This is a genomic window from Flavobacterium sp. SOK18b, from assembly GCF_014156605.1.
Lineage (GTDB): Bacteria > Bacteroidota > Bacteroidia > Flavobacteriales > Flavobacteriaceae > Flavobacterium > Flavobacterium tiangeerense.
The window spans coordinates 1-25,934 of the sequence record NZ_QKNZ01000003.1 but is presented as its reverse complement, the minus strand read 5'-3'; the positions used below and the strand labels follow the sequence as shown (position 1 = coordinate 25,934).

Sequence of the window (25,934 nt, the reverse complement as noted above, 5' to 3'; positions counted from 1 at the left end):
ACAAGCTTTCTTGTACATAGTTTCGCATGAGGGATAGCAGCGGCATCCTTTTATGGAGCGCAGCGCAATAAAAGATATAGCGAATAGCCCGACCCGAAGTTTTTACGGAGGGTCATGCCCAAAAACAAAAAACCCTCGCATTGCTGCAAGGGTTTCTCTATTTTAATTTAGTTAGCCACTAAGGACTAAGGACTAAGAACTAAAATCTAGTATCTGTAATACTCTGGTTTGAATGGACCAGCTACTTCAACACCAATATAAGCTGCTTGATCGTCACGTAAAGTTTCTAATTCAACGCCTAATTTAGCAAGGTGTAACATAGCTACTTTTTCATCAAGGTGTTTTGGTAACATGTACACTTCGTTGTTGTAAGCAGCACTGTTTTTCCACAATTCGATTTGAGCCAAAGTTTGGTTTGTAAATGAGTTACTCATTACAAAACTTGGGTGACCTGTAGCACAACCTAAGTTTACCAAACGACCTTCGGCAAGAACGATAATGTCGTTTCCAGCAATGGTATATTTGTCAACTTGTGGTTTGATTTCAACTTTTGAAGCTCCGTGGTTGGTGTTCAACCAAGCCATGTCGATTTCGTTATCAAAGTGTCCGATGTTACAAACGATAGTTTTATCTTTCATTTTCTCAAAGTGAGAACCTAAAACGATGTCTTTGTTACCTGTTGTTGTGATAATGATATCAGCGGTAGCAATTACTGTGTCTAATTTTTTAACTTCAAAACCGTCCATTGCAGCTTGTAAAGCACAAATTGGGTCAATCTCAGTAACCGTAACAATAGATCCAGCACCTCTAAAAGAAGCAGCAGTTCCCTTTCCTACGTCACCGTATCCGCATACTACAACTCTTTTTGCAGCAAGCATAACATCAGTTGCACGACGTACTGCATCAACTGCAGATTCTTTACAACCGTATTTATTGTCAAATTTCGATTTAGTAACCGAGTCATTAACGTTTATAGCAGGCATTGGTAATGTTCCCGCTTTTACTCTTTCGTACAATCTGTGAACTCCTGTAGTAGTCTCTTCAGATAAACCTTTGATCCCAGCAACTAAATGTGGGTAACGGTCAATAACCATATTTGTTAAATCTCCACCATCATCAAGAATCATGTTCAATGGTTGTCTGTCTTCACCAAAGAATAAAGTTTGCTCAATACACCAGTCAAAATCCTCTTCGTTCAAACCTTTCCAAGCGTAAACTTGAATTCCAGCAGCAGCAATTGCAGCAGCAGCTTGATCTTGAGTAGAGAAAATGTTGCAAGAAGACCAAGTTACCTCAGCTCCAAGTGCAATTAAAGTTTCAATTAAAACTGCAGTTTGAATCGTCATGTGTAAACATCCTGCAATACGAGCACCTTTTAAAGGTTGTTCGTCTTTATATTCTGCACGAAGCGCCATTAAACCTGGCATTTCAGCTTCTGCTAATTCAATTTCTTTTCTTCCCCAAGCCGCTAGGGAAATGTCTTTAACCTTGAAAGCCACGAAAGGCATAGTTGCTGTACTCATTTATAGTATATTTGTAATTACTTCGTCCGATTGCTGTAGAGCATCGGGTGAAAATTTTTTGCAAATTTACATAATAACTTATGATTATAAAAACATTCACTCCTATTTATGAAATGTTTAGTGGTGTAATCTTTTAAAAATCAATAAAATATACAGTAAAGTTGCAACTGTTTTAGTTTTTAGGAGCTATTTCCCGCTTTACATTACAATCTTTTTTTCTCGCAAGGGCGATTCAAAAAAGGATTTTCATTGCAATCGGGGCTAAAAATCAAGATACTAACATGCCATTATTTAAAATCACGAGTTTAAATTCTAACACTAAAATTTTAGTTTGGAAAATCACAGAATCTTTTGCCGAATTGCGTCAAGAAGTTGTTCTCAATGAAAATAATCAGTTGCGGTTAAACGCAATGAAGTCTGAGGTGCAGCAACGTGCCTTTCTTAGTGTTCGTAAGTTGTTACAGCAAGCAGGTTATTCAGATTTTGATTTGTATTACGACTCTTTTGGGAAGCCACATTTACACGATGGAAAATTTATATCTATTACTCATTCGCATCATTTTTCGGCCATAATTATAAGTGATGAAGCTGTAGGAGTTGATATTGAATTGCAAAGAGATAAAATACTGCGTATTGCAAATAAGTTTTGTGAGTCAGAGTTTCAATTTTTGAATCGGGACGACGCAGAATACATTAGGAAATTAACCGTTATTTGGGGTGTAAAAGAAGCTATTTTTAAAATTAGAAATGAAAAAGGCATCAGTTTTAAGGATCATATTCAGGTAAATCCTTTTGAGTTAGAAAATATGCAGGCGCAAGCGCAATTGCATTTTGATAACGTGATTCAAGATTTCAAAATCTGTTTTGAAGAGATAGAAAACTTTACTCTAGTTTACGCATTTGAAAATTAAAACAAGCCGTAAATTTGCGAATTTGCGGTAAAACTTATGGAGAACCTTTACGCCAAAATAATAAAAGCCAAAACTCAAAATCAAAAATTATTAGCGATCCTTCTAGATCCTGATAAAATTGATTGGAACACAGTGGCGATTTTAATATCAAAAATCAATCAATCACCAGCAACTCATATCTTCATTGGCGGAAGCCTTGTACATAATAATATCATTGATGAATTGATAGTTAGGATTAAACAAGATTGTACCCTTCCAATTATTCTTTTTCCCGGAAATCCCTCGCAGATTTCAGATAAAGCAGATGCTATTTTGTTTTTATCCTTACTATCGGGTCGCAATCCGGATTATTTGATAGCACATCAAGTAACTGCAGCACCTATTTTGAAACAAACCCAACTAGAAATCATATCTACGGGTTATATTTTAATTGAAAGCGGAAATGAAACCGCAGTAGAGCGTGTTAGTAAAACCAAGCCTTTGAAACGTCATGATTTAGATCTAGCAGTGAATACCGCTCTAGCAGGTGAAATGCTTGGTTGTAAACTCATTTATCTAGAGGCCGGAAGCGGAGCACAACTTCCCGTGCCGATAGAAATGATAAAAAAAGTAGCACATAAGATTGAAATTCCATTGCTAGTTGGAGGAGGAATTATAGATTTGCAGGGAATTCAACGTGCTTACAATGCTGGTGCGGATCTGGTGGTTATTGGGACTGCTTTTGAAAATGATTTGAATTTTTTTAATCCTTAATCAATGGTAGATTATTTTTTTTCTCAGTACAATGAATACCCAGCATTAGATATTTTTCTAGAAATTGTTGCTGTTATTTTTGGCTTATTAAGTGTGTGGTATGCTAAGAAAGACAATATTTGGGTTTTCCCAACGGGTTTAATAAGTACCTCAATTTTTGTGTATTTATTATGGAAATGGGTTTTGTGGGGCGATATGATGATCAATGGCTACTATTTTATAATGAGTATTTACGGGTGGTATCATTGGACGAGAAAAGAAGGTGAAACTGTTGCTTTCCCAATTTCAAAAACTTCACCTTCTGAAAAACGAATTGCCATAATTCTTTTTATATTTACGGTGGCTTTTGTAATATTGGTGTACTATTTTTTTGATAAATTCACCACATGGTACGCTTACGTAGACACGTTTATCACGGGAATTTTCTTTGTAGGAATGTGGCTTATGGCCAAAAGGAAAGTAGAGAATTGGATTTTTTGGATAATTGGGGATTTAATTTCGATTCCCTTGTATTTTGCAAAAGGATATACTTTTACTAGCTTTCAATATTTAGTATTTACAGTAGTTGCCATTTTTGGCTATTTAGAATGGAAGAAAATCTCAAACAATGCTCAAACGGAGCTACAGAAATAAGTAAAGTAGCTTTATTTGGTCCTGAAAGTACCGGCAAAACTACTTTAGCAAGGCAACTTGCGGTACATTACAAAACAGAATGGGTTCCTGAGTTTGCTCGGGATTACCTACAGCAAAAATGGGACGAAAATCAACAGATTTGTGCCCTTGAAGACATGCTTCCTATTGCAGTTGGTCAAGTTCAATTAGAAAATGAACTTGCGCTAAAAGCAAATAAATATCTTTTTTGTGATACTAATTTGATGGTTACCAAGGTTTTTTCTGAGGTGTACTACAATTATTGTGATCCTTTATTGCACCAAGAGGCATGCCAACATGAATACGATTTGATTTTTCTCACAGACATAGATGTGCCTTGGGAAAAAGATGATTTAAGGGATAAACCTCAGGGGAGAGAATCGGTATTTGCTGTGTTCAAACAAGCATTGCTTGAGCACAAAAAACCTTTTATAACGCTATCAGGAGATCAAGAATTAAGGCTCAATAAGGCAATCCGTATTATTGATGATTTGAGGTTAGCTAAATCAATGGGTTTTTCAACAGCTGATTTTGTACAAATATACCAGCATGGAATTGCCATACAAAATATTCAAGCTCAATTGAATTTTTTCCGTAACGGCATTACGCCAATAGATTTAGTAAGCCCGGCTAAATTATCTCAAGGCATTTTGAAATTATCAGATAAAGAGTTTGAAGAAAAAGCTGCTTTTTTTGATGCGCATAAAACGGATTTAAAACTAACTAAATTTGTTCCAGCATCAGGCGCAGCCAGCAGGATGTTTAAATTTTTGAATGAATTTTTAAACGATTTTGATGATAAAAATGAATCTATAAACGCCTATATCAATCGTAAAAAAGCTAGTGAATTATCTATTTTTATAGTTGGAATGGAGAAATTTCCTTTTTTTGAAGCAGTTTATGCCAAATTAAAACAGGAATTTGTAAACTTTGATTCTTTAGATCGTAATTTAAAAAATTTCTATTTCATAAAAGTCCTCTTGTCCACAGATCATTTTGATTTTGCTAACAAGCCAAAAGGCGTTCTACCTTTTCACGATTACAAAACTCATATTGCAACTCCTGTTGAGGAGCATTTATTGGAGTGTATGCAATATTCGAGCTCAAATAGAGGTTCTAGTTTGCATTTTACAGTTTCAGAATCGCACCAACATTATTTTGAAACTAATACAGCTTCAAGTAAAGTTAGAGTCGAAAAGCAATCTGGTATGGCCGTCGATGTGAGTTATTCTTATCAAAATCAAAGTACGGATACTATTGCGGTAACTCTTGATAACAAACCATACAGGGATGCAGCAGGCCAATTGGTATTTAGGCCAGGAGGACACGGTGCTTTGATTGAAAATTTGAATAATTTGGAAGCTGATATTGTTTTTATAAAAAATATAGATAACGTCATTCAAAATAATATCGATAAAATTGCCCTTTATAAAAAAGGCTTGGCAGGTATTTTATTATCCTTACAGCAAGATGTTTTTAAGTATTTGAGAGTTTTAGAGGGAAGTGCTGTTGCAGAAGAAATTTTGCAAAATATGGTGCTTTTTGTCACCGAAAGGTTGAATATTTCGATCACTTCAGACTTTTATACCGAAACTCTTGAACGAAAAATAGAGATTTTAAAAGTCATTTTGAACAAGCCAATTCGGGTTTGTGGTATGGTCAAAAACGAAGGAGAGCCAGGCGGAGGACCTTTTTGGGTTCGGGATAATGATGGAGTGATTTCTCTGCAAATTGTGGAGAGTTCTCAAGTTGATTTAAATAATGAAGAACAAAGAAACATTGCACAAGCAGCCACTCATTTTAATCCAGTTGATTTAGTGTGCGGAATTAAGAATTATAAGAACGAAAAATTTGATTTGACTCAATTTATCGATCCAAATAGCGGTTTTGTTGTCGAAAAAAACGCTGCTGGTATCGCTATCAAAGGGTATGAGTTGCCAGGATTGTGGAACGGAGCTATGGCCAACTGGCTAACTGTTTTTGTTCAAGTGCCTTTGATCACTTTTAATCCAGTGAAAACAGTGAATGATTTATTAAAACCCTTACATCAGCCTTAAGCTCTCAAGTAATGGATAAACAACAAATAGTAGCGGAATTAAATTACAAAGCAGTACGAAGTAGTGGTGCTGGTGGACAAAATGTGAATAAAGTATCCTCAAAAGTGGTGCTTTCATTTAATTTGATGCAATCTACAGGATTAACTATAGAAGAGAAAGTACTTGTAGCTGAAAATTTAAAATCACGATTGACTGTTGACGGAATTTTGATATTGAACTGTGATGAGGATCGAAGCCAAATTAGAAATAAAGAGTTAGTTACGAAGCGATTCTTAAATCTAATTGCTGATGCGTTGTTTGTGCCAAAGGAACGGAAAGCTACAAGGGTCCCAAAATCAGTCATTAGAAAGAGAATTAAGGATAAAAAAAGCACTTCTGAAATTAAAAAAAACCGAAAGAAACCAGAGCTGTAGTGTTGATTTTAAGGCAATGCGCACCAAAAAAATTATAGAAAATCCCGATTTTTAAAATTTATTCCAATTCATAATTTGTTATCCACAATTTATAATTAGTTTTGCATCGTCTCAAAGGGGTGCTCTAAATAACGAGCTGAGATTATACCCAACGAACCTGAACAGGTAATGCTGTTAAGGGAAAAAATGACAACATTACTAGTTTATAAGCTACTTATTTGTCATAGGAAACAATCAATTTTTTTAATCTAACAAAAGAATAATTCCCCCTTTTATTCGTAATCTATTACGGATGAAAACTTTATTTCACCAAAATGGCCAAGAGCCAAGGGCCTATGGCCAGAAACGAAACGTAAAGCTATTTTTTACTCTTTGTGCGTTTCACTTTTCACTTTTCACTTTTTCTCAAGTAAAAGACACTACTAAAGTTAATCAGCTTGATGCCGTTTTGGTATCAGCGGTTCGCGTCACAACAAAAACACCGGTAAGTTTTAGCAATCTCAACAAAAAAGAAATTAAGTTTAGAAATTTAGGGCAAGACATACCTATTTTAATGAATTACCTTTCATCTGTAGTCACTACTTCTGATGCGGGAAATGGAGTAGGTTACACCGGTATACGAGTGCGAGGTAGTGACGCTACTCGCGTGAATGTTACGATTAACGGGATTCCCTATAACGACTCCGAAAGTCATGGAACGTATTGGGTCAATATGCCAGATTTTGCTTCATCAGTTGAAAGTTTGCAACTGCAGCGCGGTGTAGGAACTTCTACAAATGGTTCAGGTGCCTTTGGCGCAAGCCTAAATATGCTTACGGATAGTTATGCTAACGCAAGCAATGGTGAGATCTCGAATTCTTTTGGAAGTTTTAATACTCGCAAACACACAGTGAAATTCAGTACGGGTTTATTAAACGATCATTTTGAATTAGCAGGTAGAGTTTCGGCACTGAAGTCTGATGGCTATGTTGATAGAGCTTCATCTGATTTAAAATCTTTTTTCTTGCAAGGAACTTATGTAGGTAAAACTACTTTGATAAAAGCGTTGGCTTTTGGAGGAAATGAAAAAACCTATCAATCATGGAACGGATTAGAGGATCTGGATGTGTTGAAAAACGATAGAACTTTTAATACGGCTGGGATGTATACTGATGAATTTGGGAATACTAGGTTTTATGATAATGAAACCGATAATTACCAGCAAGATCATTTTCAGTTGCATTGGAACGAAAAAGTATCGGCATCTTGGAACACCAATTTAGCTGTTTTTTATTCTAAAGGAAAAGGCTACTATGAGAACTATAAAGAAAACGCCAAGTTTGCTCTGTACGGATTGACACCAATTGTAATAGGAGGAACCACGATCAATAAAACTGATTTGATTCGTCAAAAATGGTTGGATAATGATTTTTACGGGACTACCTTTTCGGCTAATTATAAGGAGGACAAATGGGACGTGATTCTTGGCGGAGGCTATAATAAATACGAAGGCAGTCACTTTGGTAACGTAATTTGGGCGCGTTATGCATCAACATCTGAATTAGGGGACCGTTATTATGATGATTTTGCAACAAAAACAGATGGAAATATTTTTGCTAAAGCAAATTATCAAGTTGCAGATAAACTTAGCTTATTTGGAGACTTGCAATTGCGTAATGTACACTACAAAGCTAATGCTACAGAAACTGGTGTAGTGAATGATAATTTTAATTTTTTTAACCCAAAAGCGGGTTTGAGTTTTGAGATTGACGACAACAATCAATTGTATGCTTCTTATGCGAGAGCCAATCGTGAGCCGAATAGAACCGATTATGAAAACGGAAGCCCAAAACCAGAGAAATTAAATGATTTTGAGTTGGGATTACGTCACAATACAGCAAAGGTAAAACTGAATGCCAATGTGTATTATATGGTATACAAAGACCAATTGATATTAACAGGAGCCCTAGACGATGTGGGGGCGCCTATTCGTAAAAATAGTGGTGATAGTTATCGGTTAGGTCTGGAACTCGATGCTACAATAGCAGTTTTAGACAACTTAATTATTAGGCCTAATATGACCATTAGTACGAATAAGAATAAGGATTTCTTTTTTAGTAGAGATGGAGTTTTGACATCTTTAGGAAATACAAATATTGCTTACTCGCCTGATTTTATTGCCGGGAATATCATCACGTTTGTGCCTGTGAGTAATTTACAAGTTTCGTTTTTGTCAAAATTTGTTGGCGAGCAGTACATGGGTAACATAGATTCAGAAAAGTCTAAATTGAGATCGTATTTCGTAAATGACTTGAATTTGTCGTATGAATGGAAGCCTAAATCGGTTTTTAAATCGGTTATGATAAATGGTTTGGTAAATAATATTTTCGATTACAAATACATATCAAATGGGTATTTTTATACGTTTGATGATGATTATTCGAATCCTCCAGCAGTAACAACAATTGAAGGAGCGGGTTATTATCCTCAAGCAGGAATTAATTTCTTAGTAGGAATGACTTTGAAATTTTAATGAATTGAATTGTTTGTTATTGGATGAAGTCCTGATGGTTCGCTGTCAGGATTTTTTAGTTTATTAACACTCGCATTTTGAGCGATAATCCCGAGACGAACTATAATCTAATCGGTTCTTTCAGTAAAAAAATTACCGTTTTAACCTGCGCTTGCATATAAAAATGGATTGGTTTAAATATTTTCAAACCGATGCGATTGCCTCTGATTTTGACATTACCATCGCAAAGTTTTGGACTTTCAAATACAGTTACGAAAATCTTAAAAACACAAATAGCAACAAGCAGAGTAATTTTTACGACATAGCCAATACTTCGTTGCGTTATCAAAAAAAGAACAGTCCTTTTGGATTTGAGTTAATGGCGAACAACCTTTTTGATAACAAGGTGAAAAATGATTTTTCCTTTTCGGATTATCTTATCAGTCAGCATACCACTTTTGTATTGCCAAGGGTTTTCATGCTATCCGTTAGTTATAAATTATAATTTAGTTATACACACGCAGTACATCTCCATTAACTTGCACACGGTATTGTTTCATTGGGTATTGCAAGTTGCTTTGACCTGTAAACAAGCTATAGGTAACATTATCACATCCACAAACCGCATTAATTCCATTGATAGTCATGGTAGAGCACGTACTAATGGCTTGATTAGGGCAAGCAGCATCAAAGGCGTTGTAGCCACTACCAGTATTAAAAACAATCACGCCTCGTGCACCAATATTAGGGACATACACCGCATTGCTCACAAATTTAAGATTGGAATAACTAGGTAAATTCATGTTGAGGTCCATGCTGAAAGTATAATTAGGGACAAAGGGATTGTTATTGTTAACGCCAGAATCACTGCAAGAAAAAAACAAGGGAATCAATGCGAATAAGAGATGAATTTTTTTCATTTTAAAATAGTGTCAAAGTATTAGTGAAACAAATTTAATTTATTTAACTTTGACTTATATATGATTAACATATATTTATAGGCGAAAAAAAATAGTAGTATCTTTGTGGAAAGAAATCCCGTCCTGATGGGATTTTTTCTATTTATATAATTAATGAAATTATGAGTACAGTATCGTATTACACCGCAGAAGGATTAAAGAAATTAAGAGAAGAATTAGATTATCTAAAAAGCGTGATGCGTCCTAAAGCATCAGCAGATATTGCAGAGGCTAGAGATAAAGGAGATTTATCTGAGAATGCTGAGTATGATGCAGCCAAAGAAGCACAAGGTATGCTTGAGATGCGTATTGCTAAACTAGAAGAGGTACACTCAAACGCTCGATTAATTGATGAATCCCATTTAGACCTTTCTAAAGTGCTAGTTTTATCGAATGTGAAAATCAAAAACCAAACCAACGGAATGGAAATGAAATACACATTAGTAGCAGAAAGCGAAGCCGACCTTAAAACTGGAAAAATATCAGTTACCTCACCTATCGGGAAAGGTTTACTGGGGAAATCTGTAGGTGAAGTTGCTGAAATTACGGTGCCAAACGGAGTTTTGAAGTTTGAAATTCTTGAAATTTCAAGAGACTAATTTTAAATAATAGTTTAGTTCTAATACATTAAATTGCAACGATGCCAAGTATTTTTACCAAAATAATCAACGGAGAAATTCCTTGCTACAAGATAGCAGAGGATGAAAATTTCATAGCTTTTTTAGACGTAAACCCTAATGCAAAAGGACATACACTTTGCGTTCCAAAACAAGAAATTGACAAAATCTTTGAAATAGATGACGATTTATATATTGGCTTAATGCAGTTTTCAAAAAAAATTGCGGTCGCTTTAGAGCAAGCAGTTCCTTGCAAACGCGTAGGTATGGCTGTAATAGGTCTCGAAGTTCCACATGCACACGTTCATTTAATTCCATTGAATGAAATGGATGAAATGCGTTTTCAAAATAAAGTAACGTTATCCAAAGATGAATTTGAAGCTTTGGCAGCAAGCATAAAAACCTATTTATAATAGTTGTATCAATAGAATAATTTGGTATGCTTTTCGTTTAATAGAGAATAGGTGCAAACCTGTTCTCTTTTTTATTTTATGATGCCTACATTATATACTATGAAAAACATTTTTTTGTTGTTTTTTTTCTTTTTCTCCTTGTTGAGTTTTGGACAAGCAAATTCTGGATATGCTATAGTTGATGCTAAAATGGCGGCAATTCCTGCTAAAGCAACAACTTCTACGCAAGCAATTGCAAACTACATCAACGCTAATTTCAAAACAGAAACGGATAAAATCAGAGCTGTTTTTTATTGGACTACATCCAATATCAGCTATGATGTGGCCAATATGTTTACCATAAATTTTAATGAAACCGAACAGGAACAAATCGCAAAGACGTTAAGAACTAAAAAAGGGGTTTGTATTCATTATGCAGTAGTTTTCAATGAGCTTTCGCAAAAAACAGGAATTCAATCCTATATCATTGAAGGTTATACAAAGCAAAACGGAAAAATAAGTGATTTAGCCCACGCTTGGATCGCTGCAAAAGTTGATAAAAAGTGGTATATATTTGATCCAACCTGGGGTTCTGGCTTTGTAAATAATGGTAGGTTTTCAAAAAAATTAAACAATTATTATTTTATGGCAGGTCCTTCTACAATAATTGCTTCCCACATTCCATTTGATTATTTGTGGCAATTTTCGAATTATCCAATTACCAATAATGAGTTTTATGAAGGGAAAATTCAAATCAATAAAACCAAGAAATACTTTGATTTTGAGAATGAAATTACCAAATATAATGCATTATCTGAAACGGGTAAATTATTTGCTTCGGCAGAAAGAATAGAGAAAAATGGATTGAAAAACGCCATGATTTTGCAGCGTTATGAAGGAAAAAAACAACAGTTGACTTATTTGCGACAAAATACAAATATTGAAAAATTGAATTCTATTGTGAATGAAATGAATCTGGCAGTTCTTCTATTGAATGATTTTATTTATTACAGAAATAATAAGTTTAAACCAGCTTTGTCAGATGCTGAAATTAGCAGCATGATTGAAACACCAAAAGAGAAACTACTCAATTGCCAGAACAATATTTACAGCCTGGGATCTGTTGGTAGTCAAAACACATCTAACTTGGAATCAATTAAAAAATCAATTGGAGTAGCTTTGGCGCAAGCCGAGGAACACTCCCTGTTTGTAAAAAATTATTTGAGCAAGTCTAAAATAGTCAGAAAAACAATGTTTTCTAAAGTTACCTGGTTTGGCGTTCCGTTAAACTAAATTAATTTTTTTAAACTCACTTGCATCGTGGTGCCTTTGCCTATTTCGGACTGTAATACTTTTATGTTTCCTTTATGATATTCTTCTACAATTCTTTTTGTTAACGAGAGTCCTAGTCCCCAACCTCTTTTTTTTGTGGTAAAACCCGGTTCAAATATAGTTTGAAACTGTTTTTTAGGGATGCCGCTTCCGGTATCAGTAATGTTGATTTTTACTACTTCTTGATCAGTAGTGATTTCAAGGTGTAAATTTCCTTTACCTTTCATGGCATCAATAGCATTTTTTACCAGGTTTTCAATAGTCCAACTGTATAAAATTGGGTTTAGCATGACCTTAATAGTTGCTTGTGGAGCGCTAAATGAAAACTGAATTTGTTTTGAAAATCGAGATTGCAAATAATCATAAGATTGTTGGGTTTCATGCACAATATCTGTAAGCTCTAGTTTGGGTTCAGAACCAATTTTTGAAAAACGATCTGTAATAGTTTGCAGGCGTTCAATATCTTTTTCGATTTCTTGGGTAGTGCTTTCAGCAATATTTTCAGATTTTAAAATTTCAACCCAGCCAATAAGAGAAGATAATGGCGTACCTATTTGATGTGCTGTTTCCTTTGCCATTCCAGCCCACAATTTGTTTTGAGTTGCCATTTTTGTGCTGCGGTAGTAATTGTACACTAATCCCCCAAAAAGAACAATTATTAAAACCAGCGCAAGGGGGTAATATTTCAATTTGTTTAATAGGGAAGAGTTGCCGTAATATAGTTTTTGAAATTTTCCAGGAACATATTCTATAACAATGGGATCATTTTCTGATTTTAAGGTGTTTAGTATCGTGATAGCCTTTTTGCTTTTTAACAAATTTTCCTCGTCAATATTAACCGTATTGATGATGCTGTCATTTTCGGTTAACATAATTGGGATTGATGTGTTATTGCTAAAAATCTGTAATGGCAATTCAACCTCAGTATTTTCATCGGCGTTAATTAATGTTTTTTGGGCCTGCGCCCAAAGATTCATTTTCAAGCGCTCTTCATTCTTGAAAATTTGAAAAAAAGTATACGTATTCCAGAGAATTAAACTAATGATAAAAAACGATGCGAAAATAATAACCCAGCGGGTGTTAACTCTTCTTTCGGAAAACTGCATACTAATGGATTTTAGTGCTAAATATAACGAAATAAATGCGCTTGTATTTTAGTTTTTACCAAAGAATTTTTAATCAAAGAAATGACCACTTTATTTTATTCTAGTGTAATGTGTAGCTATTTTTTTGTTTTTTCTGAAATTCTTTGTCAAGTAGATAAATAGAACTTAGTGCTATGGTTACTGCTACAGTTAATATTATAATTAGGTTTGTCGTTCCTCCATATAATTCAGTTAGTGAGTACTCGCTTGTTGATTTAGTTAAATTCACATTTCTTGAACCAAAATATATGGCAAGAAAGGCTAGAAAATTATTAGTCATGTGTATTATAATGGGTAGAGTTATTTTTTTTGTTTTAAAATAAACCCAACCTGATAAAATTCCACCCATAGAAGCCCCTATAAACTGCCCAGGATTCAAATGCATTAGACCAAAAAGCAAACTTGAAATAATTATTGACTTTAGTGGAGAGTAGCTTTTTAAAAGTCCATTTAGAATAATTCCTCTAAATATCAATTCTTCAAGAATAGGAGCAGCAATAACTATAGTAATAAATGAATACACACCCGTGTCACTTTCACTGTCGAGAAGTATCTTTTGCATATATTCTGGAATTGGGATTTGGCTAACAATAGGAAATTCTATTCCTATTAGAATTGCAACTGTCGCAAAGCAAAGCAGTAAAACAATTTTTATCGAACCAATTCCAAAATCATAATTACTTGTCTCTTGTCTATTTATCCTTTTACGATGAATAATAACAAAAGTAGTCCCCATTGTCAGAACATAAGAAATTAAGGAGGTGAGTTCTTTTCCTAAAGTTGTTTCAAATGGTGTTACTGTAATACTAAATAACAATTGAAATAATATTATCGTTCCTAGCACTCTCCAACTTTCTCGAATATTGGGATAACTTTCTTCATTACTTATTTCTGCCATTTTTTGTTGTTTTATTTTTTTATACTTTACCGAATGATAGTCTATATAATTTATGGAAAACTGCGTTCCAAAATCTCAAATAAAATTTCAAAACGGTGTCCATTAAATTAGTGTGCATAAATATAAAGAAATAAATGTTTTACTATTTTAGTTTTTACTAAGAAATTTCACCAAAATTAATCTTGATCTAATTTCATTCTAATTTGGGGACACGGCTTTCTAAACTTAATTGATTTGTCTACTTTTGTATGCTACAGCACTAAATAAAAAATCTATGATTACTATTGATCCTAAAAGTATTGAAACCGCAAAATTACAAGGGTATTTACAAAGTTCTGTTGGGCCCAGACCTATCGCTTTTGCCAGTACGATGGATGAAAATGGCAATGCCAATGTTTCTCCGTTTAGTTTTTTTAATGTTTTTAGTGCTAATCCACCTATTCTTATTTTCTCACCGGCACGCCGCGTGCGAGACAACTCAATAAAACACACTTTGATCAATGCCGAAGCTACCAAAGAAGTAGTGATCAATGTAGTGAACTACGATATGGTTCAACAAATTTCCTTAGCCAGCACAGAGTATGCTGATGGAGTAGATGAGTTTGTAAAATCAGGATTAACGCCTGTGCCTTCACATATTGTTAAGCCATATAGAGTAAAAGAATCTCCAGTACAATTTGAGTGCAAAGTCAATCAAATTATTGCTTTGGGTTCAGAGGGTGGCGCGGGTAATTTAGTCGTGTGTGAAGTTGTAAAAATTCATATTGACGAGGCCGTTTTAGACAGTAACGGCGCTATCGATCAACATAAAATTGACTTAGTTTCGCGCTTAGGCGGCAATTGGTATTCTAGATCCAATCAAGGACTTTTTGAAGTGCCAAAACCATTGGCAACCTTAGGGATTGGCGTAGATGCTATTCCAAATTTTATAAAAGAAAGTAAGGTTTTTAACGGAAATGATTTGGGGATTTTAGGAAATGTGGAAGCCTTGCCTACAACCGAAGAAGTTAGTATATTTGTACAGCAAAATTTTGCAGTTAAAGCTGTTTTGAGCTCAGATGATACTGAAAAAGTGCATCTTACGGCAAAAAAATACCTTAACGATAATGATGTAGTCTCGGCATGGAAGGTCCTTTTAGCCGATACTTTAAAATAGAGCATAACAATAAATATAGAGAAGATGGAAGTAACAGGAAAAATTAAAATGATCGATCAAACTAAAGAAGTTGGATCTGGAGGTTTCAAAAAAAGAGATGTTGTAGTAACAACTGATGAGCAATATCCGCAACATATTTCGGTTCAGTTTGTTCAAGATAAATGTGATTTGTTGAATAATTTTCAAGTAGGTGAAGCTGTAAAAATTGATATTAACTTGAGAGGAAGAGAGTGGACAAATGCACAAGGTGAAACGGTTTATTTTAACACTATTCAAGGATGGAGAATAGGGAAATTACAAGCGGAAAGTCCTTCTGCTCAGCAAATGCCTCCTATGCCATCTGCAGAAACATTTGCACCAGCAACTAGTTTTAACGAAGAGGAAGCAGACGATTTGCCGTTCTAAAATAAAATTCCAAAGTATATTAATCCAAATTCTAAGTTGAAGCTTTCTTCATATTGGAATTTGGATTTTTTTTTGAGCATACCTGCCGTTTTCTTTATAATTTATTTATCATGCATTACCTTTCTGATATTTTATATTTTCCCGAAGTAAATAAAGCCAATCGAGATGGCATTCTTGCTATTGGTGGGGATTTATCTCCAGAACGCCTGCAGTTAGCCTACAAAAGCGGTATTTTTCCTTGGTTTGAAACCGGAGATCCAATCTTTTGGTGGTCGCCAAACCCAAGAATGGTTTTGTTTCTTGAGGAGTTAAAAATCTCCAAAAGCATGCGCAACATTCTCAATAAAGGCGAATTTTCGGTTACTTTCAATCAAAATTTTAGACATGTGATTTCCTATTGTCAAAAAGTAAAACGCGACGGTCAAAACGGCACTTGGATTACTAATGACATGATTGAGGCCTATTGCAAATTGCACGAATTAGGTATTGCAAAATCAGTTGAAGTGTGGCAAGATGATATCTTAGTTGGCGGTTTGTATGGAGTTGATTTGGGTTATGTTTTCTGCGGTGAAAGCATGTTTTCGTTAGTTTCTAATGCTTCAAAAGTGGCGTTTATTGCCTTGGTAAACCACTTAAAAAAAGAAAATTATAAGCTGCTCGATTGTCAAGTTTACAATCCACATCTCGAAAGTTTAGGTTGCCGAGAAATTTCTCGCGAGGAGTTTATGCAAATTTTGCAGCAGCAGTAGGGCCTAATTCCAGCTGTCTGTTACAAGTCCTCCCTCAAAGCCTTATTTTTTCTAAAGCCATCAAAGGAGCTTCCTGCCGGTCGCTCTTTGCTGTCTCTAAAAAATAGGCTTTTCAGTCCGGGCTTTCCACGTCCATCTGGGGCAAAACACCTGATTTTTTCAGTACTTTATGGTTTGCTGCAAACAACTAAAACTGCAACTTGGTAAAATTCCAATCTAAAGTTTGATACAGAACCAATTCATTTTTTAAAGTTGGTAAACCCATAATTAATTTTAAGGTTTCGTGTGCCATCATCGTTCCTATCATCCCTGGTAAAGTGCCTAGCACACCATTCAAACTGCAATTTGGTACGTCTTTTGGATTGGGAGGCTCTGGAAATAAATCCCGAAGATTTTTACTTCCGTTGTGATTATAAACAGCTAACTGACCTTCAAAACCTAAAATACTGCCATAAACCAAGGGTTTGCCCAAAGCTACACATGTATCATTCACTAAATAACGAGTGGCAAAATTATCAGAACCATCAACCACAAAATCATATTGAGCAATAAGGGTTAAGGCATTTTCGGCAGTTAATTTTTGGTTATAAGCCGTAACGTTTATCAATGGGTTGAGTTTTTCAACGGTTTCTTTGGCTGTTAAAGCTTTGGATAAACCCACCTGATCTTCGGTGTAAAGTATTTGCCTGTGCAAGTTGTGAATTTCTATTTTGTCAAAATCAATAATGCCAATGTGGCCCACACCAGCTGTAGCGAGGTATTGCAAAATAGGACAGCCTAAACCGCCAGCGCCAATGACTAAAATCTTCGCTTGTTTGAGTTTTTCTTGTCCTGAATCACCAATTTCGGGCAACATAGTTTGTCGGTTGTATCGTAAAAATTCTTGTATTACACTCATTTTATTGTGTCTTAAAGTTTGAAAATCTTAAAGTAGAAAGTTAAAAGCTGAGCTATAAAGGAAAGTCGAGTACTTTTGACATTTGACTAAAGGTTCTATCCCAATCTTTCCAAACGGGTTCATAGCCTTTTTGGGTAATCATTTGGGCAATTTCGGCAACAGAACGTTCATCACTAATCTCAAACTGTTCTAAAGATTGAGGATCGATTACATAACCACCTGGATTGGTTTTGGAACCCGCACTCATACTCGTTGTACCAAGCGGAATAATATTATTTCTGAATTTTTCATTTTCACGGGTCGAAATGGAGATTTCCAAATCTTCGTTCCACAGACGGTAGGCGCAAATCAACTGCGTCAAATCTTTGTCATCCATAATAAAGTTGGGTTGAATCACTCCTTCCGCAGGACGCAATCGTGGAAAAGAAACCGTGTATTTGGTTTTCCAATACGTTTTTTGGAGATAATCCAAGTGTAAAGCATTGAAAAAACTATCAGTGCGCCAATCCTCTAATCCTAACAAAACCCCTAAACCAATTTTATGAATTCCAGCAGTTCCAACCCGATCTGGAGTTTCTAAACGAAAATCGAAATTAGATTTTTTCCCTTTGGTGTGGTATTGTTTGTAAACATCCCGATGATAGGTTTCCTGATAAACTAAAACGGAATACACTCCAGTTTGGTGCAATTGTAGGTATTCTTCTGTGGATATAGGTTGCACTTCCACAGAAATTGTCGAAAAATCATTTTTTATTTGAGTTACAGACTTTAGAAAATAATTGATGTTTACCGTATAATTGGCTTCGCCAGTTACTAATAAAACGTGGTCAAATCCTGCTTTTTTTAGGGCTTCAACTTCGAGTGTGATTTCGCTTTCGGTTAGGGTTTTTCGTTTGATTTTGTTGTCCAGACTAAAGCCGCAATAGGTACAAATATTTTGGCATTCGTTGCTCAAATACAAAGGCGCATACATTTGGATGGTTTTGCCAAAACGCTTTTTGGTTAATTCGTGACTTATTTGCGCCATTTGTTCCAAATAAGGTTGGGCAGCAGGCGAAATCAAAGCTAGAAAATCATCCAGATTGCGTTTGGTTTTAGCTAAAGCTTGCTCGACTTCTATGGTAGTTGTCTGATAGATCTTGGTTTGAATTGTATCCCAGTCGTATTGTTCAAAAACCGATATAAATGTGTTCATCTTTTTAAGCTGCTTTTTTTGGCACGCAGATTTTGCAGATTTTTGCAGATTTTTTTAAATCTGTTCCTCAATTTCTCTGCGTAAATCTGCAAAATCTGCGTGCCATTTTATTGTAATTATATTTTATTTGCAATCCGCTTAATATCCTCTAAAATCGAGACAATATCGAAATTAACTAATGTTCGAAAACCGATTTGAATGTGTTCATTGTTTTGCTTTTTTTGGCACGCAGATTTTCAAAGATTTTCGCAGATTTTTCACATCTGTTCCTTAATTTCTCTGCGTAGATCTGCAAAATTTGCATGCCATTTTATTGTGATTATATTTTATTAGCAATCCGCTTAATATCCTCTAAAATCGAGACGGTATTGAAATTAACTAACAAACCCAGTTTTTTATCAGTCAATTTTAAATAATTTGTAATTTGTTTATAATGAATAGGCGCTAAATTTTCCACAGATTTCAATTCAATAATTACTTTATCTTCAACTAGTAAATCAATTTTGAAAGCAACATCTAATATGATTTCATCATAAGGAATGGCGATTTCAAATTGTCTCTGCACTTTTAAATCCAATTTAGTTAATTCATAGTATAACGCACTTTCATATACAGATTCAAACAAACCTGGACCTAGTGTGTTATAAACTTTGAAAATTGCTCCTCTTATTTGATATGAAATTTCATTTTCTGTCATTTTATAGAAATTTTGAATTAATTATAATTGAATATAGTAAATTTCTTTAAAAATGATTGTGTTTTTTGCATACAGATTTTTTAGTTCTTTTTAAATATGTTTTCATTTTATCTGCGTAAATCTGTAAAACCTGCGTGCCAATTTAAAAATTACTTGTATAAAAATGCCGTTAAAGGACTTGAAGCCACCGCTCGATTTACCTTTTGTGCCAATTGTGCTTCGTATGCTTTTCGTCCTGCAATTACCGCTTCCTTAAAAGCTTCAGCCATCAGTTTTGGATTTCCAGCAACAGCAATAGCGGTGTTTACCAAAACAGCATCAGCGCCTAATTCCATTGCTTTTGCGGCATCGGATGACGCTCCAATTCCTGCGTCGATTATGACAGGGACTTTAGATTGCTCGATAATAATCTCTAAAAAATCAATTGTTTTTAATCCTTTGTTACTTCCAATTGGAGATCCTAAAGGCATTACCGCTGATGTTCCGGCATCTTCCAAACGTTTGCATAAAACAGGATCGGCGTGAATGTAAGGCAAAACAATGAATCCTAATTTAGCTAGTTCTTCAGTTGCTTTCAAAGTTTCAATCGGGTCGGGTAACAAGTACCTTGGATCGGGATGGATTTCGAGTTTGAGCCAATTGGTCTCCAAAGCTTCTCTAGCTAGTTGCGCTGCGAATACAGCCTCTTTCGCATTTCTTGCTCCCGAAGTATTGGGTAATAAATTAATGTTTGGATGTTTAAGATGGGCTAAAATGGCATCGGTTTCGGTTTCTAAATCGATACGTTTTAAGGCGACGGTAACCAATTCACTTCCGGATGCCAAAATAGCTTCTTCCATTTGTTGGTTGGAACCGAATTTCCCTGTTCCTAAAAACAAGCGCGATTCAAAGGTTTTATCTCCTATTTTAAATGGTAACATATAGTTTTTCGTTTAGTTGTGTGATTAATTCGGATGGATTTTCACTTTGGGTAATTAAACCCGAAACAGCAATCCCGTTAACGCCAGTTTCCATTATGCTTTCAACGTTTGTAAGTTGGATTCCTCCAATAGCATAAATGGGAATTTGTATTTCTTTAGCTTTCATCTTTTCGATAATGCTGCGGTAGCCATCAAACCCTAAAATCGGACTTAATTTTTGTTTTGTTGCTGTAAATTGGAACGGACCTAAACCAATGTAATTACAGCCATTTTCAATGTGATTTTGAATATCTTCAAAAGTATTGGCAGTTGCTCCGATAATTTTTTCACGACCTAAAATAGTTCTCGCCGCTGCTACATTCATATCGGTTAAACCTACATGAACTCCATCCGCATCTAATTGCTGTGCTAGGTGCACATTGTCATTGATGATTAAATACGCAGAAAATACATCGCACAAAATTTTTGCGGTTTCTGCAACATCAAACAGTTCGGCGGTGGAAGCATTTTTGAAACGCAACTGAATCCACTCACAACCGTTGTCAAGCGCATTGCGAATATTTAACAATTGTTCTTCGACGGTGTTTCCTTGAGAAATATATTGCAGTTTATGGTACATAATGATATCCTAGTTTTGTGGGGTTAGATTGTAAGTAGGCTTCTATATATTTTTTGGCATTGGCACAAGCCGTTTTTAGTTCTTGTCCCAAAGCTAAATGAGCTGTAATGGCCGATGATAACACGCAACCTGACCCGTGTTTGTCGAAAATAGTAGTACTATTTGGTTCCAGATTGAAATATTCATTTTCTAAATACAAATAATCAGAGCCAATTTCGTCTGGATTGTGACCGCCTTTTAACAAAACGGGGCAATGTTTCGAAAGTAAAATGGCTGTTGTTTCTGCATTAAATCCTTTAGAAGATAATTGTAAAATCTCATTGTAATTGGGAGTGATCAAATCAATTTCTTTCAGTATTTCAATCAAAGTAGTTTGGTTTTTAATCGTTAAAAAATCAAATTTTGTAGTTGATTTTAAAACAGTGTCCCAAACTATTTTTGTTTCTGGCGAAAGCTTTTTGATCAAAAAAACAACTGCTTTTAAAAAAGCCAAAGAAGGTACAATTCCAATTTTTACGGCTTTTATATCGTATGTATTAAATATTGTTTCAACAGATTGCATAACAAAATCCAAATCTGTCCATTGTATTGCTACAAATTCATTCTCGGTTTGAATGGTATTTGCTGTACTAATTGCAAAGCCATACACCTGATGTTGCTCGAACGTCTTTACATCTGCCAAAAGACCTGCACCTGCTGAAGGATCCAAGCCTGCAATGCTTACTACAAAAGGTCGTGACATAGTTTAAAATTTTCTATTGAATGGTTGTTGTTCCAAATAGTGCCTAAAAGTGCTACATCATCAAAACCAAATGCTAATGCAGTTTCGATATTTTCGGATGTAATTCCTCCCAGAGCAATCAATGCGGTTTTGTTATTTTTTCTTTGTTCTAATTCTTTTTTGAAATCCAGATTCGAAACATAATTAGGTTTTGAAATACTTTTGAAAACAGGGCCAAAAAAAGCGTAATCAAAAACACTTGATAGCTCTTCAAAATCGGACATTTGATGAATAGAGGTGGATAGTGTGTATCCACTTTTTTTCCAGTTTTCTAAGCTTTCTTGGGATGTTGCGATTCTGTTTTTTTCTGTTAAATGAATGCGATCAATTCCTAATTCTAACGCTAAATGATGATGACTATGCAAAACCAATCGGTGTCTGAATTCAGTTTTTATTTTCGATACAAATGTTTTCATTTCTGTTTCTGAAAAATCAGGTTTTCTGATATGAAGCAACTCCAATCCATTCTCAAAGAGAGCGTGTATGGTGTTGATTTCGTTTGCTATTTGAATTGGACTTGTGATTACAATCATTTTTAGATTTAAGGATTTAAAGATTGAAAGATTTAAAATGGTTTAAATTCAAGAATTTTTAAATTGTTAAATCATTTAATTTTTCAATTGTCTTAAATATAAATTTCTTTTCCCTGTTCAATAAACTCTTCGGATTTTGCAGCCATTCCTTTCTCGGCTTCAGCAACGTCACGAATTTCCTGAGAAATCTTCATAGAGCAGAATTTTGGTCCACACATCGAGCAGAAGTGAGCCACTTTTGCACCGTCTGCAGGCAAGGTTTCATCGTGAAATTCTCGAGCAGTATCTGGATCTAATGATAGGTTGAACTGGTCTTCCCAACGGAATTCGAAACGGGCTTTGCTCAAGGCATTGTCACGGTATTGTGCTCCTGGGTGACCTTTGGCTAAATCAGCTGCGTGTGCGGCAATTTTATAAGTAATCACACCATCTTTTACATCTTTTTTATTGGGTAAACCAAGGTGTTCTTTTGGGGTAACATAACACAACATAGCGCAACCGTACCAGCCAATCATAGCGGCTCCAATGGCAGAAGTGATGTGATCGTAACCCGGAGCGATATCTGTTGTTAATGGACCCAAAGTGTAAAATGGAGCTTCGTCACAATGTTCTAATTGCTTTTCCATATTTTCTTTAATCATATGCATAGGTACGTGACCTGGCCCTTCAATAAAGACTTGAACGTCGTGTTTCCAAGCGATTTTTGTTAGTTCGCCCAGCGTCTCTAATTCGGCGAATTGTGCTGCATCGTTGGCATCGGCGATAGAACCTGGGCGTAATCCGTCTCCCAATGAAAAGGCAACGTCGTATTGTTTCATAATTTCGCAAATCTCTTCGAAATGGGTGTACAAAAAGTTTTCTTTATGGTGGAACAAACACCATTTGGCCATAATAGAACCACCGCGAGAAACAATTCCTGTAACACGGTTAGCAGTCAAATGAATATAGCGCAATAAAACACCAGCGTGAATGGTGAAATAAGAAACGCCTTGTTCTGCTTGTTCGATTAGGGTATCGCGGAAAACTTCCCAAGTCAAATCTTCGGCTACACCATTTACTTTTTCTAAGGCTTGGTAAATTGGTACCGTACCAATGGGAACAGGTGAATTACGAATAATCCATTCTCTGGTTTCGTGAATGTTTTTTCCGGTTGATAAATCCATAATGGTATCAGCTCCCCAACGACAAGCCCAAACAGCTTTTTCTACTTCTTCTTCGATGCTTGAAGTAACTGCGCTATTCCCAATATTGGCATTAATTTTCACTAAAAAATTACGTCCTACAATCATTGGTTCGCTTTCGGGATGGTTGATGTTGTTGGGGATAATAGCTCGCCCTCTTGCTACTTCGCTACGAACAAATTCAGCCGTGATTTTAGTTTTTGGTGTATTTGCTCCAAAACTATTTCCAGCGTGTTGGCATTGCATTGCTTTTGTTTGCTCGTTTAGTTGTTCGATGCGTTGGTTTTCACGAATGGCGATGTATTCCATTTCGGGAGTGATAATGCCTTGTTTGGCGTAATATAATTGGGTCACATTGGCACCTTTTTTGGCACGCATGGGTTTGTGTAAATATTCAAAACGCAAGTGATCTAACTTTTCATCATTTAAACGTGATTTTCCGTATTCGGAGGAGATTTCGGTTAGTTCTTCTACATCATTACGGTCCAGAATCCATTGTTCGCGTATTCGGGGCAGTCCTTTGCGAATATCAATTTCGAGATTAGGATCTGTAAAAGGGCCTGAAGTGTCGTAAACTGTTACCGGTGGATTTTTTTCTATTCTGCCATTGGATAGTTTAGTATCTGCGAGCGAAATTTCACGCATCGCTACTTTTATGGGGTAGATTTCTCCATCGATGTACACTTTTTTGGAATTTGGAAACGGGGTTCTAGATATTTTTTCTTCGTTGTTCATTGGTTTGTGATTATGGATTGGACACGGATGACACCGATTCGCTAAAGCGAAGACACGGATTAATACAGATTTTTTTATTTTGATTTGAATTTGAAAATTGTCTGATTTTCGCACTAAAAACTGAAAACTGCGACTGAAGACTCTTTATCCGCCTTGAGTTGCGGAGATGATAAGAATGGTATCGGTTTCTTGTATGGGATGTAAATTCCAATTGGATTTTGGAATGACGGTATTGTTGATGGCCACAGCAATTCCGTTTTGTTTTAAAGGAATTTCGAGGTCAAGAAGTGCTTGAACCGTTAGGCTCTTGGCGGAAAAATGTTTTGTTTGGTTGTTGATTTTTAATTCCATTCCTGTTGAGTTTAGTATATAGGTATACTTTAGGAATGGCTACGATGGTACCCAATTATGGTACAATGAAGTCATCTTACTTTTCCCTACGCTAGTATGAACTAGATCAGGTTCAGAGGGTAAAATCTCAGCCTACCGTGGTAGACACCCCTAAAGTGTGAACAAATGTAGTGAAAATTATGAATTATGAATTATAAATTATGAATTTCGTTTCCAACAATTTTCTACATGATCATTCACCATGCCTGTGGCTTGCATGAAGGCATACATAACGATGGAACCCACAAATTTAAAGCCGCGTTTTTTTAAATCCTTACTTATAGCATCAGAAAGTGGTGAAGTAGAAGGAACTTCTTTTAAGTTTCTTGGGGAGTTGTTAACAGGTGTGTGATTTACAAAAGCCCAAATGTATTGCGAAAAACTTCCAAATTCTTCTTGGATTGTGATGAAATTTTGAGCGTTGGTCACAGCCGAATAAACTTTGAGTTTGTTGCGAATGATACCTGCATCTTGTAATAAATCTTGAATTTTATCATCAGAATACTGGGCGATTTTTTTATAATCAAACTGGTCAAAAGCAAGTTTGAAATTTTCTCTTTTGTTCAAGATGGTAATCCAACTTAGGCCTGCTTGAAAGGTTTCAAGAAGTAAAAATTCAAATAGAGTAGTGTCATCATATACGGGAACGCCCCATTCTTCGTCATGGTATTTCATGTATAAATCACTGGAATGACACCAGCCACAACGTATTTTATCAGTTGTAATCATTCTTTTTCGGTGGCTAAATATTTTTTAATAGTGTAGTGACCTAGGTAAATTAAGGGAGTCAAGAGTATGGCTGTACCTAGCTTAAAAGTATAGCCAGTTAAGGCTGAGGTTAGGAAGGTTTCAAAGTTGATTTTGCCTGGCAACCAAAATGCAATTCCCAAAACAATAAAAGAATCAAACAATTGTGAAATGATGGTGGAACCCGTAGCTCTGAGCCATATTTTTTTGTTTCCAGTGCGGTTTTTAAAAAACCAAAAAACAGTAACGTCTATTAATTGTGATATAAGAAAAGCAATGATACTCCCCACAATAATCCACATACTTTGACCGAAAACGGCGGTAAATTGAGCATCATTTACTGGGCTAATGCCTTTAGCGGCTGGAATACTCATGGCCAGCAGTAAAATAATAAACGAGTAGGCAATTAGTCCAGCTGTGATTAGGGATAATTTTTTCACTCCTTTTTCGCCAAAATAATCGTTAATTAAATCCGTAGTTAAAAAGACAATCGGCCAAGGCAAAATACCGATACTCATTACAAACGGACCTATTTGTATCAGTTTTCCACCAATCAATTCAGCAGTGACGGCATTAGTGATAAATATTCCAGAAAGGATGATAAAGACAACTTCTTTTTTGGTTTTAAACATAGAATAAACTTTCATCAAATTTAATAAATTAATGACAATATTAGAGAGTTGGTAATGTGGCTAGCTGTTTTATCTTTAAATCCCCATTTTGCTAGTAATCAGTAATATTTAAAAGTTAAAGTAAGAAAATATTCTATTAAAAATTTGGTTAATT

The 25,934-nt window shown here is 35.4% G+C and carries 28 protein-coding genes and 2 riboswitches; of the genes, 13 read left to right on the top strand and 15 right to left on the bottom strand.

Features of this window, described 5'->3' with window-relative positions:
* Window positions 1–206 precede the first annotated feature (206 nt).
* Window positions 207–1,523 (bottom strand): adenosylhomocysteinase, encoded by a 1,317-nt coding sequence (gene ahcY, locus DNC80_RS00605; protein ID WP_182648357.1) that lies wholly within the window; start codon window positions 1,521–1,523, stop codon window positions 207–209.
* Window positions 1,524–1,804: 281 nt separating this feature from the next.
* Between ahcY and DNC80_RS00600 the strand changes: the two genes are divergently transcribed.
* From DNC80_RS00600 to DNC80_RS00570, 7 genes are all read left to right on the top strand, one after another.
* Entirely contained in the window at window positions 1,805–2,434 is a 630-nt protein-coding gene (locus DNC80_RS00600; RefSeq protein WP_182648355.1) for a 4'-phosphopantetheinyl transferase superfamily protein, read from the top strand.
* A 36-nt stretch (window positions 2,435–2,470) separates the two neighbouring features.
* A complete protein-coding gene (locus tag DNC80_RS00595; RefSeq protein ID WP_182648353.1) occupies window positions 2,471–3,187 on the top strand; it encodes a geranylgeranylglyceryl/heptaprenylglyceryl phosphate synthase in 717 nt (238 codons plus the stop codon).
* Between the two features lie 3 nt (window positions 3,188–3,190).
* Window positions 3,191–3,820, top strand: coding sequence for a nicotinamide riboside transporter PnuC (gene pnuC / locus DNC80_RS00590; protein ID WP_182648351.1), 630 nt, complete (start codon window positions 3,191–3,193; stop codon window positions 3,818–3,820).
* On the top strand, window positions 3,775–5,895 hold the full coding sequence (locus DNC80_RS00585) for a DUF4301 family protein (protein ID WP_182648350.1): 2,121 nt from the start codon (window positions 3,775–3,777) through the stop codon (window positions 5,893–5,895). Before pnuC ends, DNC80_RS00585 begins: the two co-directional genes overlap by 46 nt.
* A gap of 11 nt (window positions 5,896–5,906) precedes the next feature.
* Window positions 5,907–6,308 carry an alternative ribosome rescue aminoacyl-tRNA hydrolase ArfB gene (arfB, locus tag DNC80_RS00580; RefSeq protein WP_182648348.1) on the top strand — a complete coding sequence of 134 codons (402 nt, stop codon included), beginning with the start codon at window positions 5,907–5,909 and terminating at the stop codon, window positions 6,306–6,308.
* 105 nt (window positions 6,309–6,413) lie between these two features.
* Window positions 6,414–6,507: riboswitch (TPP riboswitch) on the top strand.
* A 93-nt stretch (window positions 6,508–6,600) separates the two neighbouring features.
* Window positions 6,601–8,820, top strand: a complete 2,220-nt coding sequence (locus DNC80_RS00575) for a TonB-dependent receptor (RefSeq protein WP_182648346.1) — start codon at window positions 6,601–6,603, stop codon at window positions 8,818–8,820.
* A 163-nt stretch (window positions 8,821–8,983) separates the two neighbouring features.
* Window positions 8,984–9,304, top strand: coding sequence for a hypothetical protein (locus DNC80_RS00570; RefSeq protein ID WP_182648344.1), 321 nt, complete (start codon window positions 8,984–8,986; stop codon window positions 9,302–9,304).
* Between the two features lies 1 nt (window position 9,305).
* Here DNC80_RS00570 and DNC80_RS00565 read toward each other — a convergent pair whose 3' ends face one another.
* On the bottom strand, window positions 9,306–9,719 hold the full coding sequence (locus DNC80_RS00565; protein WP_182648343.1) for a hypothetical protein: 414 nt from the start codon (window positions 9,717–9,719) through the stop codon (window positions 9,306–9,308).
* Between the two features lie 161 nt (window positions 9,720–9,880).
* On the opposite strand from DNC80_RS00565, the gene greA reads away from it, so the two are divergent.
* The 3 genes from greA to DNC80_RS00550 all read left to right on the top strand — a co-directional run bounded on the left by greA (window position 9,881) and on the right by DNC80_RS00550 (window position 12,060).
* Window positions 9,881–10,357, top strand: coding sequence for a transcription elongation factor GreA (gene greA, locus DNC80_RS00560; RefSeq protein ID WP_144889642.1), 477 nt, complete (start codon window positions 9,881–9,883; stop codon window positions 10,355–10,357).
* 41 nt (window positions 10,358–10,398) lie between these two features.
* Window positions 10,399–10,788 (top strand): HIT family protein, encoded by a 390-nt coding sequence (locus DNC80_RS00555; protein WP_182648341.1) that lies wholly within the window; start codon window positions 10,399–10,401, stop codon window positions 10,786–10,788.
* A 99-nt stretch (window positions 10,789–10,887) separates the two neighbouring features.
* Window positions 10,888–12,060 carry a transglutaminase domain-containing protein gene (locus tag DNC80_RS00550; RefSeq protein ID WP_182648339.1) on the top strand — a complete coding sequence of 391 codons (1,173 nt, stop codon included), beginning with the start codon at window positions 10,888–10,890 and terminating at the stop codon, window positions 12,058–12,060.
* Here DNC80_RS00550 and DNC80_RS00545 read toward each other — a convergent pair.
* Complete coding sequence (locus DNC80_RS00545) at window positions 12,057–13,205, bottom strand: HAMP domain-containing sensor histidine kinase (protein ID WP_182648337.1); 1,149 nt, start codon at window positions 13,203–13,205, stop codon at window positions 12,057–12,059. The two genes, DNC80_RS00550 and DNC80_RS00545, sit on opposite strands and share 4 nt — an antisense overlap.
* Window positions 13,206–13,305: 100 nt before the next feature.
* Window positions 13,306–14,142, bottom strand: a complete 837-nt coding sequence (locus DNC80_RS00540) for a CPBP family intramembrane glutamic endopeptidase (RefSeq protein WP_182648335.1) — start codon at window positions 14,140–14,142, stop codon at window positions 13,306–13,308.
* Window positions 14,143–14,416: 274 nt separating this feature from the next.
* Between DNC80_RS00540 and DNC80_RS00535 the strand changes: the two genes are divergently transcribed.
* The 3 genes from DNC80_RS00535 (at window position 14,417) to aat (ending at window position 16,452) form a co-directional block, all read left to right on the top strand.
* On the top strand, window positions 14,417–15,298 hold the full coding sequence (locus DNC80_RS00535; RefSeq protein ID WP_182648333.1) for a flavin reductase family protein: 882 nt from the start codon (window positions 14,417–14,419) through the stop codon (window positions 15,296–15,298).
* A gap of 24 nt (window positions 15,299–15,322) precedes the next feature.
* Window positions 15,323–15,703, top strand: coding sequence for a DUF3127 domain-containing protein (locus tag DNC80_RS00530; protein WP_086453648.1), 381 nt, complete (start codon window positions 15,323–15,325; stop codon window positions 15,701–15,703).
* A 110-nt stretch (window positions 15,704–15,813) separates the two neighbouring features.
* Window positions 15,814–16,452, top strand: a complete 639-nt coding sequence (gene aat, locus DNC80_RS00525) for a leucyl/phenylalanyl-tRNA--protein transferase (RefSeq protein WP_182648331.1) — start codon at window positions 15,814–15,816, stop codon at window positions 16,450–16,452.
* Window positions 16,453–16,639: 187 nt separating this feature from the next.
* Here the strand turns inward: aat and DNC80_RS00520 are convergent, their stop codons facing one another.
* The 11 genes from DNC80_RS00520 to DNC80_RS00470 form a co-directional block, all read right to left on the bottom strand.
* Entirely contained in the window at window positions 16,640–17,350 is a 711-nt protein-coding gene (locus tag DNC80_RS00520; RefSeq protein ID WP_182648329.1) for a HesA/MoeB/ThiF family protein, read from the bottom strand.
* Window positions 17,351–17,402: 52 nt separating this feature from the next.
* A complete protein-coding gene (gene thiH, locus DNC80_RS00515) occupies window positions 17,403–18,545 on the bottom strand; it encodes a 2-iminoacetate synthase ThiH (protein ID WP_182648327.1) in 1,143 nt (380 codons plus the stop codon).
* A gap of 319 nt (window positions 18,546–18,864) precedes the next feature.
* Window positions 18,865–19,242, bottom strand: coding sequence for a GxxExxY protein (locus DNC80_RS00510; RefSeq protein WP_182648326.1), 378 nt, complete (start codon window positions 19,240–19,242; stop codon window positions 18,865–18,867).
* 149 nt (window positions 19,243–19,391) lie between these two features.
* Window positions 19,392–20,162, bottom strand: coding sequence for a thiazole synthase (locus tag DNC80_RS00505; protein WP_182648324.1), 771 nt, complete (start codon window positions 20,160–20,162; stop codon window positions 19,392–19,394).
* Window positions 20,149–20,781, bottom strand: a complete 633-nt coding sequence (locus DNC80_RS00500) for a thiamine phosphate synthase (RefSeq protein WP_182648322.1) — start codon at window positions 20,779–20,781, stop codon at window positions 20,149–20,151. The genes DNC80_RS00505 and DNC80_RS00500 overlap by 14 nt, the downstream gene beginning before the upstream one ends.
* Window positions 20,771–21,523 carry a hydroxymethylpyrimidine/phosphomethylpyrimidine kinase gene (locus tag DNC80_RS00495; RefSeq protein ID WP_182648320.1) on the bottom strand — a complete coding sequence of 251 codons (753 nt, stop codon included), beginning with the start codon at window positions 21,521–21,523 and terminating at the stop codon, window positions 20,771–20,773. Before DNC80_RS00495 ends, DNC80_RS00500 begins: the two co-directional genes overlap by 11 nt.
* Complete coding sequence (locus DNC80_RS00490; protein ID WP_182648318.1) at window positions 21,505–22,095, bottom strand: thiamine phosphate synthase; 591 nt, start codon at window positions 22,093–22,095, stop codon at window positions 21,505–21,507. The genes DNC80_RS00495 and DNC80_RS00490 overlap by 19 nt, the downstream gene beginning before the upstream one ends.
* A 92-nt stretch (window positions 22,096–22,187) precedes the next feature.
* Entirely contained in the window at window positions 22,188–24,011 is a 1,824-nt protein-coding gene (thiC, locus tag DNC80_RS00485; RefSeq protein ID WP_182648316.1) for a phosphomethylpyrimidine synthase ThiC, read from the bottom strand.
* 144 nt (window positions 24,012–24,155) lie between these two features.
* The gene (thiS, locus tag DNC80_RS00480) at window positions 24,156–24,362 is read right to left on the bottom strand and encodes a sulfur carrier protein ThiS (protein WP_182648314.1); all 207 of its coding nucleotides are present in this window, start codon (window positions 24,360–24,362) and stop codon (window positions 24,156–24,158) included.
* Between the two features lie 66 nt (window positions 24,363–24,428).
* Window positions 24,429–24,524: riboswitch (TPP riboswitch) on the bottom strand.
* Window positions 24,525–24,560: 36 nt separating this feature from the next.
* Window positions 24,561–25,130, bottom strand: a complete 570-nt coding sequence (locus DNC80_RS00475) for a DNA-3-methyladenine glycosylase I (protein ID WP_182648312.1) — start codon at window positions 25,128–25,130, stop codon at window positions 24,561–24,563.
* The gene (locus tag DNC80_RS00470) at window positions 25,127–25,780 is read right to left on the bottom strand and encodes a queuosine precursor transporter (RefSeq protein ID WP_182648310.1); all 654 of its coding nucleotides are present in this window, start codon (window positions 25,778–25,780) and stop codon (window positions 25,127–25,129) included. The genes DNC80_RS00475 and DNC80_RS00470 overlap by 4 nt, the downstream gene beginning before the upstream one ends.
* Window positions 25,781–25,934 lie beyond the last annotated feature (154 nt).